14 protein-coding genes and 1 tRNA gene are annotated in these 17,960 nt (G+C 45.4%); 5 read left to right on the top strand and 10 right to left on the bottom strand.

Going from position 1 to position 17,960, the window contains the following annotated elements:
• Positions 1 to 147 precede the first annotated feature (147 nt).
• The 4 genes from gpmI to K429_RS0108465 all read left to right on the top strand — a co-directional run bounded on the left by gpmI (position 148) and on the right by K429_RS0108465 (position 5,657).
• Positions 148 to 1,662 carry a 2,3-bisphosphoglycerate-independent phosphoglycerate mutase gene (gpmI, locus tag K429_RS0108485; RefSeq protein ID WP_026366624.1) on the top strand — a complete coding sequence of 505 codons (1,515 nt, stop codon included), beginning with the start codon at positions 148 to 150 and terminating at the stop codon, positions 1,660 to 1,662.
• A gap of 136 nt (positions 1,663 to 1,798) precedes the next feature.
• The gene (locus tag K429_RS0108480) at positions 1,799 to 2,893 is read left to right on the top strand and encodes a HAMP domain-containing sensor histidine kinase (protein ID WP_026366623.1); all 1,095 of its coding nucleotides are present in this window, start codon (positions 1,799 to 1,801) and stop codon (positions 2,891 to 2,893) included.
• The gene (locus K429_RS0108475) at positions 2,890 to 4,842 is read left to right on the top strand and encodes a histidine kinase dimerization/phospho-acceptor domain-containing protein (RefSeq protein WP_026366622.1); all 1,953 of its coding nucleotides are present in this window, start codon (positions 2,890 to 2,892) and stop codon (positions 4,840 to 4,842) included. Before K429_RS0108480 ends, K429_RS0108475 begins: the two co-directional genes overlap by 4 nt.
• A gap of 233 nt (positions 4,843 to 5,075) precedes the next feature.
• Entirely contained in the window at positions 5,076 to 5,657 is a 582-nt protein-coding gene (locus tag K429_RS0108465; protein ID WP_007210876.1) for a DUF3109 family protein, read from the top strand.
• A gap of 183 nt (positions 5,658 to 5,840) precedes the next feature.
• On the opposite strand, the gene gyrB is transcribed toward K429_RS0108465, so the two are convergent.
• From gyrB to K429_RS0108450, 3 genes are all read right to left on the bottom strand, one after another.
• On the bottom strand, positions 5,841 to 7,802 hold the full coding sequence (gene gyrB / locus K429_RS0108460) for a DNA topoisomerase (ATP-hydrolyzing) subunit B (protein WP_007210875.1): 1,962 nt from the start codon (positions 7,800 to 7,802) through the stop codon (positions 5,841 to 5,843).
• A gap of 212 nt (positions 7,803 to 8,014) precedes the next feature.
• Positions 8,015 to 8,269, bottom strand: coding sequence for a 30S ribosomal protein S20 (gene rpsT / locus K429_RS0108455; protein ID WP_007210874.1), 255 nt, complete (start codon positions 8,267 to 8,269; stop codon positions 8,015 to 8,017).
• Positions 8,270 to 8,308: 39 nt separating this feature from the next.
• Positions 8,309 to 8,380, bottom strand: a tRNA-Glu gene (locus K429_RS0108450).
• Positions 8,381 to 8,666: 286 nt separating this feature from the next.
• On the opposite strand from K429_RS0108450, the gene recO reads away from it, so the two are divergent.
• Positions 8,667 to 9,401, top strand: a complete 735-nt coding sequence (gene recO, locus K429_RS0108445) for a DNA repair protein RecO (protein ID WP_026366621.1) — start codon at positions 8,667 to 8,669, stop codon at positions 9,399 to 9,401.
• 217 nt (positions 9,402 to 9,618) lie between these two features.
• Here recO and K429_RS0108440 read toward each other — a convergent pair whose 3' ends face one another.
• The 7 genes from K429_RS0108440 to murG form a co-directional block, all read right to left on the bottom strand.
• Positions 9,619 to 10,866: an acyloxyacyl hydrolase gene (locus K429_RS0108440; RefSeq protein WP_022208440.1), complete on the bottom strand. Its 1,248-nt coding sequence runs from the start codon at positions 10,864 to 10,866 to the stop codon at positions 9,619 to 9,621.
• 201 nt (positions 10,867 to 11,067) lie between these two features.
• Positions 11,068 to 11,517 (bottom strand): GatB/YqeY domain-containing protein, encoded by a 450-nt coding sequence (locus K429_RS0108435; protein WP_007210871.1) that lies wholly within the window; start codon positions 11,515 to 11,517, stop codon positions 11,068 to 11,070.
• Between the two features lie 89 nt (positions 11,518 to 11,606).
• The gene (gene ftsZ, locus K429_RS0108430; protein ID WP_007210870.1) at positions 11,607 to 12,926 is read right to left on the bottom strand and encodes a cell division protein FtsZ; all 1,320 of its coding nucleotides are present in this window, start codon (positions 12,924 to 12,926) and stop codon (positions 11,607 to 11,609) included.
• 47 nt (positions 12,927 to 12,973) lie between these two features.
• On the bottom strand, positions 12,974 to 14,401 hold the full coding sequence (gene ftsA, locus K429_RS0108425; protein ID WP_026366620.1) for a cell division protein FtsA: 1,428 nt from the start codon (positions 14,399 to 14,401) through the stop codon (positions 12,974 to 12,976).
• A 119-nt stretch (positions 14,402 to 14,520) separates the two neighbouring features.
• On the bottom strand, positions 14,521 to 15,261 hold the full coding sequence (locus K429_RS0108420; protein ID WP_026366619.1) for a cell division protein FtsQ/DivIB: 741 nt from the start codon (positions 15,259 to 15,261) through the stop codon (positions 14,521 to 14,523).
• A 42-nt stretch (positions 15,262 to 15,303) separates the two neighbouring features.
• Positions 15,304 to 16,677, bottom strand: coding sequence for a UDP-N-acetylmuramate--L-alanine ligase (murC, locus tag K429_RS0108415; RefSeq protein WP_026366618.1), 1,374 nt, complete (start codon positions 16,675 to 16,677; stop codon positions 15,304 to 15,306).
• Positions 16,678 to 16,759: 82 nt separating this feature from the next.
• Positions 16,760 to 17,929 (bottom strand): undecaprenyldiphospho-muramoylpentapeptide beta-N-acetylglucosaminyltransferase, encoded by a 1,170-nt coding sequence (gene murG / locus K429_RS0108410; protein ID WP_369796075.1) that lies wholly within the window; start codon positions 17,927 to 17,929, stop codon positions 16,760 to 16,762.
• Positions 17,930 to 17,960 lie beyond the last annotated feature (31 nt).

Raw genomic sequence — 17,960 nt, 5'->3', positions numbered from 1 at the left:
TTAAAGCGCGACAAAAGTACATAAATCATTTGAAACAGTACGCTTTAACCGTGCTTTTTTGTACCTTTGCAGCCGGAAAAATCGTTCTCTCTATAAAGAACGTTTTTGCTAAGGTTAAAGATTGTACATTTAAAATCAATTAATATTATGAGTAAGAAAGCCCTTTTAATGATTCTTGATGGCTGGGGTATCGGCGATCAGGGGAAAGATGACGTGATTTTCAATACACCTACTCCGTACTGGGACAGTCTGCTGGCAACATATCCTCACTCACAGCTTCAGGCAAGCGGTGAAAATGTAGGTTTGCCCGATGGTCAGATGGGTAACTCGGAAGTAGGACACCTTAATATTGGCGCCGGACGTATCGTATACCAGGATCTGGTAAAGATTAACCGTGCATGTGCTGACAATAGCATTCTAAAGAACCCGGGAATCGTTTCTGCCTTCACTTATGCCAAAGAAAAAGGTAAGAACGTTCACTTCATGGGATTGACTTCCAACGGTGGCGTACACAGCTCATTCGACCACTTATTCAAACTTTGCGATATTGCCAAAGAATATGGTGTGGATAATACTTTTGTTCACTGCTTCATGGATGGACGCGATACCGACCCGAAGAGTGGTAAAGGCTTTATTGAACAACTGACTGCACATTGCGAAAAGTCAGCAGGTAAGATTGCTTCTATCGTAGGTCGTTTCTATGCAATGGATCGCGACAAACGTTGGGAACGTGTGAAAGTGGCTTATGACTTGCTGGTAAACGGCGAAGGTAAAGTAGCTACCGATATGGTTCAGGCTATGCAGGAGTCTTATGATGAAGGTGTGACGGACGAATTTATCAAGCCGATTGTAAATGGTAACTTCGACGGAACCATTAAGGAAGGTGATGTAGTTATCTTCTTCAACTATCGTAACGACCGTGCGAAAGAGCTGACCGTAGTACTGACTCAACAAGATATGCCGGAACAGGGTATGCACATCATTCCGGGCTTGCAATACTACTGCATGACTCCGTATGATGCATCTTTCAAAGGCGTACATGTTCTTTTCGATAAGGAAAATGTTCAGAATACATTGGGAGAATATCTGGCAGCTCAAGGCAAGACTCAATTGCACATTGCTGAAACGGAAAAGTATGCTCACGTAACTTTCTTCTTCAACGGTGGTCGTGAAACTCCGTATGACGCTGAAGAGCGTATCTTGGTTCCGTCTCCGAAAGTAGCTACTTACGACTTGAAACCGGAGATGAGTGCTTACGAAGTAAAGGATAAATTGGTGGAAGCTATCAACACTCAGAAGTTCGATTTCATTGTTGTGAACTACGCTAACGGTGATATGGTAGGGCATACCGGTATTTATAGCGCTATCGAGAAAGCTGTAAAAGCTATCGACGAATGTGTGAAAGATACGGTAGAAGCTGCCAAAGCCAACGATTATGAAGTTATCATCATCGCTGACCACGGTAATGCAGACCATGCACTGAACGAAGACGGCACTCCGAACACTGCTCACTCTCTGAATCCGGTTCCTTTTGTTTATGTAACCGAGAACAAGAACGCTAAAGTTGAGAATGGTGTTTTGGCAGATGTTGCTCCTTCTATCCTTCACATTCTGGGTATGGCGCAGCCGGCCGATATGACAGGAAAAGACTTGATTAAGTAAGCAACTGCCTGCAATATTCAATAAAGGAGATGTTTCAAGAGATTTTATGCTCTTGGAACATCTCTTTTTTTGTGCTTCAATGGCAGTCCTTCTCTCTAAAAGGTTATCTTTGCAGACAATACACGCAATTGATGGAATGAAACTACTCATATTACTATTGATATTTGTCTTGTCCGGGATGCCGTCATCTCTTTGTGCAGAAGAGGTAATAGTAGATAGCTTGTATTGGCAAAATGCCGAACAGAAAATGGAAGAAGAAGAGTACAAAGATGCGGCCCGAATTTATAGTGAAATGATAGTGCTTGGTGATTCTCTGTTTCGTGTATACACCGGAGAGCGGGTGGAAGATATGCGCAAAGATTATACCATCGATGAACTGGAATTGCAAAATAGTGCACAGCAAAAGCGTTTGTTACAACTCTCTTTTATCATCATCCTATCCCTTGCCGTTTTTTTATTGGGTGGTTTTTTCTATCTGAAAAAGGTAGGGAAGCGGTTGCTTCATTCTAAAAATGAACTTCAGAAAGCTAAGTCCATGGCCGAAGAATCCATTCGTAACAAGAGCTTGTTCCTTTCCAATATGAGTCATGAAATCAAGACTCCCTTGAATGCATTGGCGGGTTTCTCGGAAGTGTTGACTACGCCGGGAATTGATGAGGCTACCCGTGTACAGTGCAACGATGTGATTCAATTGAACTCCGAATTGCTGCTTAAACTGATTAATGATGTCGTGGATATTTCATGCCTGGATGTAGCGAATATGAAGTTCAGCATCACTACGCATGAAGTGGTGGCTCTCTGCCGCAATGTGGTGAAGATGCTGGATAACATCAAGCAGACATCAGCGGATATTCGTTTTGAAACGGAATTGACTTCATTGGAGATAGAGACGGACCAAGGGCGTTTGCAGCAAATGCTGGTGAATCTGCTGGTAAATGCCACTAAGTTTACGAAAGAGGGAAGCATCACGCTTGCATTGCGATTGGATGAACAGGGTTTTGCAGAGTTCTCGGTGACGGATACCGGTTGCGGTATTCCTCTTGAAAGGCAAAGCACGATCTTCGGTCGGTTTGAGAAGCTGAATGAGGGAGTGCAGGGCGCAGGCTTGGGGTTGTCCATCTGCAAGTTGATTATCAAGCGGCTGGGTGGAGAAATCTGGGTGGATTCCGGCTATACTGCCGGTGCGCGGTTTGTGTTTATTCATCCTCTAAAGCAGGAGGTGGTGCGATGAAAAAGCTGATTCTTTTGTTGCTTTGTGCAGTCAGCTCGTTTTCGCTTGCTGCTACCCAGGCCTCGGATGGCAGTAATTTGCGTGACAGTATCTTCCGGATTTATCGGTCGATGCCTGCTGATACTGCCCGGACTCAGTTTCTGAAGGATCTCTTTGTACATAATATTGATAAAGACTGGTCGGCTGAATTGCTTGATTCGGCATTAGCCTCTGCAATAAGCATGAAAGATGTGGAAAGTGAATTGGCGCTTCGTTACGAATATTTCCGCTATTACACTTTCAGACTGGATGGTGAGAATATGGATAAAGCATTAGCCTTGCTGAAGGAAGTCTGTTATCGCTCTAAGATCTATGACAATTACTTTTCCGCATTACATTACATGCTTCAACTTAAGGGGAGCAGAGGTGATACGGAATCAGCGATTTTGGAATCACAAAAGATGCGTGAAGAAGCTATTCGTCTGAAAGACAGTCGGGGCATATTTCTGTCTTATGTGACAGAGGGTAAAGCGTATGTTTTTGCCCGGAACTACGAAAAAGCGATTGAATATTATAAAAAAGCAGCGGAGTTAACTTCACTTTCCACGGAGGATGAACTAATGGTTCACCAATATTTGACAAGTGCTTATTATTTGTTTAATAAACATCCTGAAATGATAGCGGAATTGGAGGCTCAACGGAGAATCATTGATGGTATCATAAAGGAGCAGCCTGCGATGCTTGATTCTTATAGGAGTAAAATCCTGGAAATAGAATTAATGTATTGTAAAATCTATCTGGCTGTTGAGGATGCTCCTAATCTGAAGAAGCATCTGGACGAAGCTGCAAAGTTCTACACTGATGATTCTTTTTCCTCTACTGTAATTGCTTATAATTTTTCGTGGGCGGGCTATTATTATATAACGAAGGATTGGGATAAATGTTTTCCGCAATTTGAATTAACATTGTCTGCCTTTAAAGGCACTCAGCCGATGTATGAGATGGATATACGCAGAATTATGGGAGATGCTTATGCTGATGCGGGACGGTATAAAGAAGCTGCTGAAACATATAGAGTCGCTGTGCTGAAATGCGATTCTATCAATAAGGCTACGTTGCGTATGAATGAGGAGACCGTTCAGGCCAATTATAGGATACAGAAAGCCCTGCTTGAAAAGGAAATTGGTGCAAAGCGTTTCTGGCAGATAGCAGTAGGCGGTGCATCTCTGTTTGTCATTTTACTTGTAGGGGGAGTGTTACGAGTGTCCCGGATTTATCGGGAACTGGCGAAGTCGGAGCGTGAAATGCGTGAATCGTATGCCGTGGTTCAGGCGGCTGATAAGATGAAAGAAGTCTTTCTTCACAACATCACGAATGAAATTAGTGTTCCTCTTCATTCTGTTGTGACTCTTTCTGATTCTCTTTGTCAAAGAAATGATCTGACCATGGAGGAGCAGCAGGAATATTCGGCGGTTATCCGGCGAAATGCTGAGAAGCTGATCGATTTGATATTCAACATTCTCGATCTTTCGCGCCTGGAGTCGGGCATGATGAAATTTAATGTGCAGGAGTATGACATGGTACAGTTGTGCACAGATGCCAGAATGCAGGCAGAGTTACAGGAAGGAATTTCTGTTCAGGTTGATTTCCTTACTGATTTGCATACGCAGCTTGTTCAGGTGGATACCGTCCGCTTCATGAAGCTGCTTTCTTCCGTTCTGATGTCACCAAAAGGGAGGCGTGAGCCGTATGCGGTGCAGTATATGTTGGATTATAAAAGTATAGATGAATTGAGGATAGTGGTTACAAACAGTCCGCTACTTATGGATGCAGAAAACGAAAGAGAACGTGAAATTCAGCATGCCATAAACCGTCTGTATCTGGAAGCCTTCCAAGGCAGCTATCAGTTGTGCGAGGAAGATGGTAAACAGTTGATTATAATAACATATCCCATAAAGTCCTTTTCGTAAATGTAGTTTTTCCTACTTTTGTTGAAATACTTCTTCTTTTGACGGTATGCTTCTTCTCTTTTAATGGGCTGGCATATTACTATGCTCGCGTAGGAGATGACGGTTCTTATGTGAGCGGTTTCGTGGATAAGAGCGGGGCTTATAATCCTGACATTCGATAAATAGGTAATCTGTGCTTATTAATTGCGGAACAAAGTGTTATCTTTGCATCCGCAATTAATTTTTTATAGGAAATGATACAAATAGGTGACGTAGTGGTCAGTTTTGATGTGCTGCGTGAAAAGTTTATATGCAATCTGGATGCCTGCAAGGGTGCTTGTTGTGTTGAGGGAGATGCCGGGGCTCCGGTGGAACTGGATGAAATAGAAAAGCTGGAAGAAGTACTGCCTGTGATTTGGGAAGAACTTGCTCCCGAGGCACGTGCCGTTATAGAGAAACAAGGGGTAGTGTATACTGATTGTGAGGGTGATCTGGTGACCTCCATTGTCAACAACAAGGATTGTGTTTTTACTTGTTATGATGAGAAAGGTTGTTGTTATTGCGCTATTGAAAAGGCATATCGGGACGGAAAGACAGATTTCTACAAGCCTGTTTCCTGTCATTTGTATCCGATCAGGGTAGGAAATTACGGAGTTTATAAGGCAGTGAATTATAACCGTTGGGATGTGTGTAAAGCCGCCGTATTGCTGGGGCGGAAAGAGAATCTGCCGGTATACAGGTTTCTGAAAGAACCGTTGATACGTAAGTTCGGTGAGGATTGGTATGCTGAGCTGGAATTGGTGGCAGAAGAGATGAAGAAACAGAATCTGTTGTAAAGATAGTACGGAACCATCTCACGGAGTGTCTTTTTCTATTTCGTGAGCTGAAAAGAAAAACGCCGGATAACAGGATTTTCCTGTCCATCCGGCGTTTCTTCGTTGTAAGATGTGAGGTTGGTTAATAAAAACGTGTTATTCAGTGACTAATCACTAATCGTAAATCATTAATCACTGTTTTTCTTACGCATCAATATTTGCATACGTTGCATTCTTTTCAATGAAATCGCGGCGTGGTCCAACGTCTTCACCCATCAGCATGGAAAAGATATAATCCACTTCGGCGGCATTTTCAATGCTTATCTGTTTCAACATACGGTTTTCAGGGTTCATGGTTGTACTCCACAACTGTTCCGGGTTCATTTCACCCAAACCTTTGTAGCGTTGTGTATGTACGGCATTTTCTGAACCACCACCATAAGTGTCGATAAATTTCTGGCGTTGTTGGTCTGTCCAGCAATATTCCTCCACTTTACCTTTTTTGCAGAGATAGAGGGGCGGAGTAGCGATATACAGGTATCCGTTGCGGATTACCTGCGGGAAGTAGCGGAAAAAGAGCGTCATGATCAGCGTGTCGATGTGAGAACCATCGACGTCGGCATCGGTCATGATAATCACTTTCTTATATCTCAACTTATCAATATTTGCTTCCTTGCTGTCTTCGCCATCCACACCGAAGCGGATGCCGAGAGCTTGGATGATATTGTTGACTTCATCACTCTCGAACGCTTTATGCCACATGGCCTTTTCCACATTCAGGATTTTACCGCGAAGCGGCAGAATAGCCTGGAATCTACGGTCGCGGCCTTGCTTGGCAGAACCACCTGCCGAGTCACCCTCGACCAGGAACAATTCGCATTCCTCAGGATCCTTGCTTGAACAGTCGGCCAACTTACCCGGCATACCACCACCGGACATCGGTGACTTACGTTGCACGGATTCACGCGCCTTACGTGCGGCAACACGTGCCTGTGCGGCCAGAATCACTTTGTCTACCACCATCTTGGCTTCCTTCGGATGCTCTTCCAGATAATAGTTCAGTGCTTCACCTACAGCTTGGTCTACGGCTCCCATAACTTCGCTGTTTCCGAGCTTCGTCTTGGTCTGGCCTTCAAACTGTGGTTCTGCCACTTTGATAGAGATTACAGCCGTCAGACCTTCACGGAAGTCATCGCCTGCGATTTCTACTTTAGCTTTTTCCAGCATCTTGTTGTCTTCGGCATATTTCTTCAGCGTACGGGTCAGTGCGCGGCGGAAACCTGCAAGGTGCGTACCACCTTCGATGGTATTGATATTGTTTACGTAAGAGTGGATATTTTCGTTATAAGACGTATTGTACATGATAGCCACTTCCACCGGTGTGCCTTGTTTCTCTGTGTTGATGTAGATTACATCATTTACCAGATGTTCGCGGGAAGAGTCGATATAGCGGACGAATTCCTTCAAACCTTCTTCCGAGTAGAAAACTTCCATCTTGGCGTTGTTTTCTTCATCTTTTACACGAAGGTCGGTCAGAGTGATCTTGATGCCTGCATTCAGATAGGCCAACTCGCGCATACGGGTAGCAAGGATCTCGTAGTTGTAAACGGTTTCCGTGAAGATCGTGTTATCCGGCCAGAATTGCTGACGTGTACCTGTAATATCGCTTGTTCCGATTTCCTTTACCGGATACAGCGGATGTCCGCATTCATATTCCTGCTGATAGATTTTTCCGTTACGGAAAACCTGCGTAGTCATGTGTGTGGACAGGGCGTTCACACAAGATACACCTACACCGTGCAAACCTCCGGATACTTTGTAAGATCCCTTATCGAACTTACCGCCGGCATGCAATACGGTCATGACAACTTCCAGGGCTGACTTCTTCTCTTTTTCGTGAAAATCAACCGGAATACCACGTCCGTTATCCTGTACAGTGATGGAATTATCTTCGTTGATGGTTACTTCAATGTGGTCGCAATAGCCGGCGAGCGCTTCGTCGATAGAGTTATCCACAACTTCATAAACCAGGTGGTGAAGTCCTTTCGTACTAATGTCACCAATATACATCGCGGGACGCTTTCTAACAGCTTCCAAACCTTCCAGAACCTGGATGTTCTCGGCTGAATAGCTCCCGTTATTGGAGTTAATCTGTTCTTCAGTCATAATCTAATTTCCTTATTCAAATAACAGAGCAAATATAGTGAAAATTCGTGAGATACGAAACTAAACTGAGTGATAAATTACATTCGTTTACAGCTTTTTAGCTTCTTGCGGAAGGTGTCAGGAACGGGGTGGGGCGATAGGTGCAGATGCAGAAAAAGTCGGACTAAAAAGTCCGACTTTCCTTGTATATCTTTTGTGTAATATTAATTAGCTTATCCTAGCTTATTAATGTAGAGAGCCAACTTTGACTTCAAGTTGTTAGCTTTGTTCTTATGGATTACATTGGTCTTAGCCAATTTGTCCAATATCTTAGTTACGCCCGGATACATTGCAGCAGCTTCTGCTTTGTCGGTTGTAGAACGAAGCTTTCTAACAGCGTTTCTCATGGTTTTGCCATAATATCTGTTGTGAAGTCTTCTAGTCTCTTCTTGTCTGATTCTTTTCAGTGATGATTTGTGATTTGCCATCTCGACTAATCTTTTTTAATTCGTTTATTTTTTTAATTGTAGCCCGTGGGGGAATCGAACCCCCCTTTCAAGAATGAAAATCTTGCGTCCTAACCGATAGACGAACGGGCCATCCTTTGGTGAGCATTTCTGCTCTTGCAGAGAGATTATCTCTCGTTTGCGGTTGCAAATGTAGGGACTATTTTTGAATTGGCAAAATAATCTCAAGAAAAAAATAAAGGGATTTGTAGCGTTTATTCTCTGATTCTGTGCTTATAGTCTGAATATCAGTAGAATAATATCTTTCATTTTTTTACTTCCCTACCTGCATTTTTTTATTTATCCTTGTTTTATTCCTGTTATTTCCGGCTTTTTTCGTAGTTTTGTTACCGGATTGAAACCAAAACTTGAAGCGCGGATGTTACAGAAAACGCTGGGGATTGTGCTGCATACCCTGAAATATAACGATACCTCTCTTATTGCGGACATCTATACGGAGACGGCCGGACGTGCTTCGTTCGTTGTAAAGATACCCCGTTCGCGGAAGGCTGCGGTGAAATCGGTGCTGTTTCAGCCACTCGCCTTGGTGGAGCTGGAGGCGGATTTCCGTTCGAACGCCAGTATGTATAAGATAACGGAGGCGAAGTCTTACTATCCGTTTTCTTCCATTCCCTACGATCCGTACAAATCTTCCATAGCGCTTTTCTTGGCGGAGTTCCTGTATCGTGCGGTGCGCGAAGAGGCTGAGAACCGTCCGTTGTTTGCTTATCTGCAACATTCTATTATCTGGCTGGACGAGTGTCGCGATAGTTTTGCCAATTTCCATCTGGTGTTCCTGATGCGCTTATCCCGTTTCCTGGGATTGTACCCTAATCTGGAGGATTATGAGAATGGTGATTACTTTGATCTGTTGAATGCCTGTTTCACTCCTTTGCGCCCACAGCTTCATTCATTTTATATACTTCCTGCGGAGGCTTCACGGCTGACGATGCTGATGCGCATGAATTATGAAACAATGCACCTCTTTGCCATGAACCGTGCTGAACGTACCCGCTGCCTTACAATAATGAATGAATATTATCGCCTTCACTTGCCTGACTTTCCCGTATTAAAGTCTCTTGAGGTGCTGAAGGAGCTCTTTGATATGGATTAATAAGTCCTTTGACGTAGAACAATAAACCCTTTCCTGTATATCTCACTGACCTTTGGTGCAAAAGATGCCATCTTTCGCTGTAAAAGATGCCATCTTTTGTAGCATAACATACCACCTTTTGATGTAAAAGATGCCATCTTTTGCATGAAATTAAATAGGGATGTGATAGAGATGTATGAGGGATATGAGGAAGAACTCCCGGACCGGATGCGTTGCATCAGCGGTGGAAAGTCGGATACTTGTTATTGAAACGGAAGCCGATACCCAGCATCAGATAGTTCGGATCACTGAAATTCTTCAGATTGTAGCCTACATGCAGGTAGGAGCTGCGGGTAAGTTCCGCTTTCAGCGTCAACACTTGGTAGATACCTTTGTGGTCGCCGCCACCATGCAGAACGTTGGCACCGATACCGACACCGACTGTGAAGTAGGGCATCACGTACTCCGCACGTCCTGAAATACCCAGGGCTAACTGCTTGTGAAGAGACGGCTTGTAGCACTCGTTTCCATTTCCGGGGATTGTATAAACATTGGAGCTGGCATCGTATACACCGTCCAGCGAAACACCGGTACGGAATTTATATCCGATGTTGTACATGGGGGCGAAGTTGAAACCAAGCACCGTATAAGCATCCGGTGAAGCGATCTGTCCGCTACCTACCCACACGCCTTTCCGTCTCCATGAGCCGAACAGGGTCAGGTCATAACTGACGTGGCGCGGAAATTTCGGTACAGGTGCATAGTACGTGGGTTTGGTAAGCGCATCTTCCGGTCTGTTGAAGTTATAGACGACGCCTACTTTCAATCCCATGGTGTTCAGGCCCGCATTGGGAAATTTGGTATTACCATTAGAGAAGTGGGTACCGGTTACTCCGGCAATCAGGTCGATCTGCCGTGAAACCATCCAGTTCAGTTGCACACCGGCATTGATATAGGCATTGGCTTTCGAGCCGATTACACTGTTGTGCGGGTTGTAGCGTTCGTCATAAGGTTTCCAGCCGAAGGACACACCGAAGTTCCATTCGTAATTGAGTGACAACCGTTGGGTGATACGCGCAATGCGTGCGCCTTGATAGACGTAAACGGCAATCGGGTTTCCCAGTTCTTCTTTGCTTCCGAGGTCGTAGTAGCCTACGCCTATACCTTGGTAGGCGCTGCCGTAAATCCGGTCGGCACATGTATTGGGCTTGAACTGGAATGAATATTTCAGGTGGGCGGAATAGCCCCATTCGAAAGGTTTCCATTGAGAATTGTCCCCCGCCAGGAATGAGCTGGTAGGGAATATATACCCCGGGCGGTATTCTACGCCCAGTCTGTGAATAAAACGTTTGGCGAAATATCCCGTATCCGGTTTATATCCCGGTACGCTGTCTTGTGTCCGGCTTTTGGCGTAAGCTATGTCAGACAAGAAAAGCATTGCCCCCGCAAGGACCATTAATTTCCACATCTTTATATTGCTTTTCATATGCTGTGCCAGAATTCTAGTTTTATTATTATGCGGGGATATTCCCTTGAAAATGCGTGGCAAATATAATGATAGTATTTGAAATAAAAATTATGATACTCAATAAAATGCGAAAAGAAGCCGTGTTTTCGGGCGATAGAAGTTAAATTACTTTCTTCTATCTTCCGGAAACACGGCTTATAACAGAAATGAGGCGGGAGTTTATCCCAGCAATTCTTTCACTTTGGCGGAGATGGCACGACCTTCGGCAAGTCCGGCAAGCTTCTTGGAAGCAACGCCCATTACTTTCCCCATATCTTTACCACTGGTAGCACCTGTTTCGGCAATGATTTCCTTCAGGGCAGCTTCCAGTTCTTCGGCGGACATCTGCTTCGGCAAGTAAACTTCAATCACCTTCACTTGTGCCAGTTCAGCATCTGCCAGGTCCTGACGACCCTGCTGGATGTATATTTCAGCGGCATCTTTGCCTTGTTTCATCAACTTCTGCATGATCTTTAATGCAGCGTCGTCGGTCAGAGTATCGTTGGCACCCGGAGCTGTCTTTGCTTCCAGGAATACTTTCTTGATGTTTCTTAATGTTTCGAGTGCCACTTTGTCTTTGGCCTTCATTGCGGTTTTAATGTCTTCGCTGACTCTTTCAAATAAATCCATAAGTTTACTCTATTTTTGTTTATTACGCTATAGTGTGTACTAATCTTTCATCCGCAGATTACGCGGATGAAAGATGTCTTAAGGCAGGTTTAGAAGGTAATCACTCCTCCCATATCTTCGCCGCCCTGTGCCTCTTCCGTAGCAAGCTGCCCTTCGGTAGCCGCTTTGGTTTTAATGGTGCTCAGGGTGCTCTTATCGCGCAGGTATGTCGGTGAACTTTCTACCATGCTGATAATATCGGCATTATCCAGATCCTCGGGGTTGAAGATATAGATATGTCGGCGTTTACGAATGTTCTTGCTGCCGATGCCGCTGGCACTTTCGCCATAAGCCTTGCGGATACGCTCTTTGTTCTTTTCTTTTTCTTCTTCGAGCTGAAGCTGGCGTTCTTCCTCTTCCTGGCTGCGCTTTTCGAGCACACTGTCCATACCGGGGACATCTTCCATGCCGAAACCGGTGGCGAGTACGGTAATCTTTACTTTACCTTCCAGTGTGTTGTCCATAGCCACACCCCAGATTACCTCTACGCCTTCGCGGAACTTGCTCATGAATTCGTGGATCTCGTTCATTTCCTCCATCATCAGTTCCGAACTTTCGCAGAAGGATACGTTCAGCATCACCTTCTTGGCATTGAAGATATCGTTGTTGTTCAGCAACGGAGAGTGCAGGGCATCGTCGATGGCTTTCGTCACACGGCTTTCACCTTCGCCGAAGCCGGTACTCATGATGGCAACGCCACCGTCTTTGAGGATGGTCTTTACATCTGCAAAGTCCAGGTTCACCGTTCCACGCATGGTGATGATTTCTGCAATACTCTTGGCGGCGATGGACAACGTATCATCTGCCTTGCCGAAAGCATTCATAAACGTAAGGTCGGAATATATTTCGCGCAGACGCTCATTGTTGATAACCAGTAGGGCATCTACATGCTGGGCGATACGTTCCACGCCATCCAGCGCCTGGATAATTTTCTTTTCACCTTCGAAGATAAAAGGTATGGTGACGATACCGACGGTGAGGATGTCCATCTCCTTGGCTATGCGGGCAATGACGGGAGCAGCTCCCGTACCTGTTCCGCCACCCATTCCGGCGGTGATAAATACCATTTTGGTACCGTCGTTCAGCAGCGATTTGATTTCTTCGCTACTCTCTTCGGCGGCTTCTCGGGCACGTTCGGGACGGTTTCCGGCACCCAGTCCCTCGGTAATAGAACGCCCCAGTTGCAGTTTTACGGGGACGGGAGACTCTTTCAACGCTTGGTTGTCCGTGTTACACAGAACGAACGTTACGTCGTGTATGCCTTCCCGGTACATGTGGTTCACGGCATTACCACCACCACCACCTACACCAATCACTTTAATGATCTTCGGTGAATCTGTCGGGAAATCGAATTGTACTATATCGTCCATGATAATGGGATTTATGATTTATAATTTATGATTTATACGTTATGAGATCATTTCAGATCGTCATCCGAGAAAATCTCATTGGAAATCTTGTTGAAAGTCTTTTCAAACCAGCTGGGACCTTCTTTCTTCTTTTTCTTTTTCTCTTCTTTTTCTTTACGTTCTTTCTCCTTGCGTTCCCGTTCGCGACGTTCTTTCTCTTCCTTCTCGCGCTGTGCTTTGGCGGCACGGGCGGCGGCTTCCTGTTCTTTCAGGGCTTCGTCGTCGCCAAACATATCGACGGGTTTCGGTGGAGTAACGGTGGAAGCGGCAGGTGCAGGCTTCACCTCTTGCAGGCAGCAGTTTTCGTTGCCGGCAGCAAGCAGGCCGAGCAGTGTATTCTGCATGCCGTCTTTCTTCAGTACATCGCTGAAGCCATGGATGGTGTTGTGTACAAACCGGGTGGTCTTTACCTTATCGACCTTGCTGCGTTTGCGGAATGCGTCTTCCATGTTTTTCAGGTTGGCGCCCCCACCGGTGAAGATGATGCCGGACAGCAATCTGTCTTCGTATCCGGAAAGTTGCAGTTGGTTCCATACATTGGCAAGGATTTCTTCGGCACGGGCGTCGATGATGTCGTTCAACACGTTCAACTCGATGCTACGACCGTCCTCCAGTGTGCAGACTGCCGGTGTTTCAGTCTCTTCTTCCTCGTAAAGCATATCTCCGTATTTCAGCTTTAGTTGCTCGGCTTCGGCCTCTTCCATTTGCAGGGCGGTAATGTCACGGGTGATATTGTTTCCACCCAGCGGCAGTACGCTAAGGAAGCGGAGAATGTTATTTTTATATACTGATACGGTAGTCGTATCTGCCCCGAAGTCTACCAAGGCACATCCCGAACGCATTTCGCTTTCCGTCAGCACGGCATTGGCCAGGGCTATCGGGGCGATGAGCAAGTCGGCAATTTCTACTTTGGCCTGCTCGAAGCTGTGCTCCAGATTCTTCTTGAGGGAAGCACGTGCCACGATATTCAGGAAGTTTCCTGTGATACGTTTGCCTGCCACACCCACCGGATCGGCCTGAAGATTGTTGTCTATCTTATATTCCTGCGGGGCTACATCCAGCACGCTCATGTCCATCAGGGGAACTTCGAGGTTTTCATCGCTGATTGCATCTACCAACTCTTGCGAAATAATCCCTTCCTCTTCCAGCACACGGCTTACCGCATTCTTTACCGTGCGCAATGACTGTCCGCCGATGCCTACATATACTTTGGCAATGGAGTTGTTCAACTGGCTTTCCAGCTTGTTGATGATGGAAGTCAGAGCCTGTGCGGTCTTATCAATGTTGTAGATGACTCCTTTGTGGATAAAAGAAGAGGCATCCTCACGCGCGTAGGCCAGCACTTGTATGTTTCCGTCGCTGTTCTTCTTGCCGGCGATACCGGAAATCTTGGAAGAACTCAACTCGATAGCGGCGATAAATTCTGTTGTTGCCATATCTTTTCTATTAATTACGTTTTCATTTACAATTTACAATTTACCATTTACAATTTACAATCGAGATTGCACCACTACCCTGCATAGCAAATTGTACATTGTAAATGGTAAATTGTACATTACTTCTCTCGTTTCGTACAGATAATCTGATTACTAAATTCAACGTTAATACGGGAATATTTGTTCCATCCTACCTGATTTAAACCTCTTTCATAGAAAGCTTTCACCCGTTCGAGCTTGCGCTCAAAGCCGTCCAGCTTACCGAGATAGATGATGTGGTCGCCCACACGGGGCACTAATTCCACATTCTTGTCCGACAGCACATGTATCTGTTCGATCTGTGCGTCCCAGAACTTATTATTCTGCAAAAATACACCAAACTTATATAAATCCCTCATGGCAAACGACTTTTCTACTCTTCCGGTCACTATGGCAAGGTGAGCAACGCATTTTGCGTCGGGTGGCATCACGGTGCCTTTGTTGTCCAGATAGTAGTTTTCACCGTTTGCACTCATCACTCGCAGGATGGGGATGCGCTGGCTGACTTCCACACAGAGTATTCCACTGGGAGTCTTATAGCACTCCACTTCGTCGATCAGCGGATGTTTGGCGAGTTCCCGTTCCAATGTTTTGCTACGAATGCGATCCATAGGTTTGCCAACGGGATAAATACCTTTCTTTTCCAGCATACCCGAAACTTCTTTCTTGGTGATGAAGCCGGCATAAACTGTATCTTTGATAACCAATTCCATGTCACGACACACCTGTCCGGCAGGCTTCCGGTTGAAAGCCGTGATAGCTACCACCAGATAGGCGATGACGAGCAGCAGGACGATAGACAATAGAATTCTTTTCAGCATGTATGATTTATCAATTATGATTTATGATTTCTCAACTGTCAGTTACTCTGCCAATTGTTTTGCAATGGCAGGGACGTAGTTATCTATGTCTCCTGCACCTAAAGTAATCAGAACCTCGATCTTTTTCTGCGATAGCAGGTTCAGAATGTCTTCTTTCCTGCACATACATTTTTCAATGCCCGGACGCAGGTTGTCATATATCAGCTGGCTGGTGACACCGGGAATCGGTTGTTCACGTGCCGGATAGATATCCACGAGGATCACTTCATCGAGCAGGGACAAGCTGTCGGCAAATTCCTTGTAGAAGTCACGGGTACGTGTGTAAAGGTGCGGCTGAAAGATAGCTGTTATTTTCTTGTCCTGATATAGATCGCGGATAGATTTTACGCTTTGTGCGATTTCGGCAGGATGATGGGCATAGTCGCTCAGAAATACCACTTTGTCATTCTTGATTTTGAAGTCGAAACGGCGGTCTACTCCGCGGAAACTTGCCATGCCGCGTTTGATTTCCTCATCCGTAGCACCGTTGAGGTGGGCGAGTGCCATGGCTGCCACACCATTCTCTATATTGATGCTGACGGGAACACCTAATTGGATATCATTGATACGTGTATCAGGTGCCACGAAGTCGATAAATATCTCACCGTTCCCGATGCGGATATTTTCAGCATGGAAATCACCTTCGGTGCGAGCATAGGTATAAACTTTTACGCCGGATTGTACATCAGGCTTCAAAGCAATGTCTTTGTGAATGATCAATGCGCCGCCCGGTTGAATCAGGGTTGTATAATGACGGAAGCTTTCCAGATAGGCTTCTTCCGTACCGTAGATGTCCAGATGATCGGGGTCAGTAGCTGTAATGACACTCATGTACGGTGATAACCAATGGAAAGAACGGTCGAACTCATCTGCTTCGATCACTGTGTACGGACTGGACTGAGACAGTAGCAGGTTAGTTCCATAATTCTTGGAGATGCCTCCGAGGAATGCGGTGCAGCCTACATGTGACTGATAAAGCAAATGTGCGGCCATTGTGCTGGTAGTGGTTTTACCATGCGTTCCGGCTACGCACAGACCTTTGCTGCTGTGGGTGATTGTTCCCAGAACCTGGGCGCGTTTTTGTATTTCGAAACCGTTATTGCGGAAGTACACTAACTCGGCATGATCTTGCGGAACGGCCGGGGTGTATACGACTAAAGTTGTTTCCTTGTCCTTGCAATCTTCGGGGATCAGGCTTACATTTTCTTCATAATGTATATGTGCACCTTCTGCGATAAGGTGTTCGGTCAGTTCGCTCGGAGTGCGGTCGTAACCAGCTACAAGTTTGCCCTTTGATAAGAAATAACGTATCAGGGCACTCATACCGATGCCGCCGGCACCGACGAAATATACGGATTTGATGTTTTCTATATTCATTTTCTTATATTTTAATACTATCTCAATTCTCCTCCTCCCAGGAGGAGGGGAATTGGGATACTGCTGTTTATTCATTGAGATACTATAGTTTGTTTATCAGTTTCAATACTTCTTTTGCAATTATAGTTGCTGAGTCCGGCAGCGCCAACTTGGCAATGTTCTCGCTCAACGTTTTTAGTTTTTGTGCATCGGCAACCGTTTCGAGTGCTACCGGAATAAGATGCTTCATAGCATCTGCATCCTTCACGTAAATGGCGGCTTCCTTATCTACGAGGGCCAGTGCATTTTTAGTCTGGTGATCTTCTGCCACATTGGGTGAAGGTACCAGAATAACCGGTTTATTCAGCAGGCAGAACTCAGAGATAGATCCTGCTCCTGCACGCGAAATGACCAGATCAGCAGCCGCATACGCGCTTGCCATATCTTTAATGAAATCCGTCACATAGAGGTTCGGGATAGCTGAGATGCGTGGATTACGTACCGCTTCTCCGGTGGTGGTAGTGATGGCATCTTTCACTTGCTGAATGTATATCTTCCCGGTCTGCCAGATGAACTGAATGTCACCGTATGCTTTGATTGTATCCAGTGCGGCAATCAGCGTCTGGTTTATAGTACGCGCTCCAAGACTGCCACCCAGTATCAATATTGTTTTCTTCTCCGGATTGAAACCGAAAGAGGTCACGGCAGCTTCGCGACTCTGCTTATTTGCTAACAGATTCTGTCGAACCGGATTTCCTGTCATAATAATCTTATCCGCAGGAAAGAACTTTTCCATTCCATCATACGCAACACAAATCTTGCAGGCTTTTTGTGCCAGCAGCTTGTTTGTTACGCCTGCATAAGAGTTCTGTTCCTGTATCAAAGTAGGCACTCCCATCATACCTGCTACTTTTAACGTAGGGCCACTGGCATAACCACCTACACCTACCGCTACCTGAGGATGAAACTCTTTCAGTATGCGGCGTGCCTTCAACTGGCTGCGGAGTAACTTTATAATCACTGCAAAGTTTTTCCATAAACGTTTACGGTCGAAGCCTGCCACGGGTAAACCGATGATTTTGTATCCTGCATCGGGCACACGTTGCATTTCCATCCGTCCTTCTGCACCTACAAAGAGGATTTCTGCATCGGGGCGTAGTTCCTTGATGGCATTGGCAATGGATACTGCGGGGAATATATGTCCCCCTGTACCTCCACCGCTTATGATAATGCGGGGAGCCTCTCCGTTATGACTTTTATTCATATCTTTCATACTTAATTTTATTGCAGGAGTTAAAGGAGTT

The organism is Bacteroides sp. 14(A), assembly GCF_000526555.1.
Lineage (GTDB): Bacteria > Bacteroidota > Bacteroidia > Bacteroidales > Bacteroidaceae > Bacteroides > Bacteroides cellulosilyticus.
Note: the sequence above shows the minus strand (reverse complement) of the source record. Positions and strands in the feature narration are given on the sequence as shown.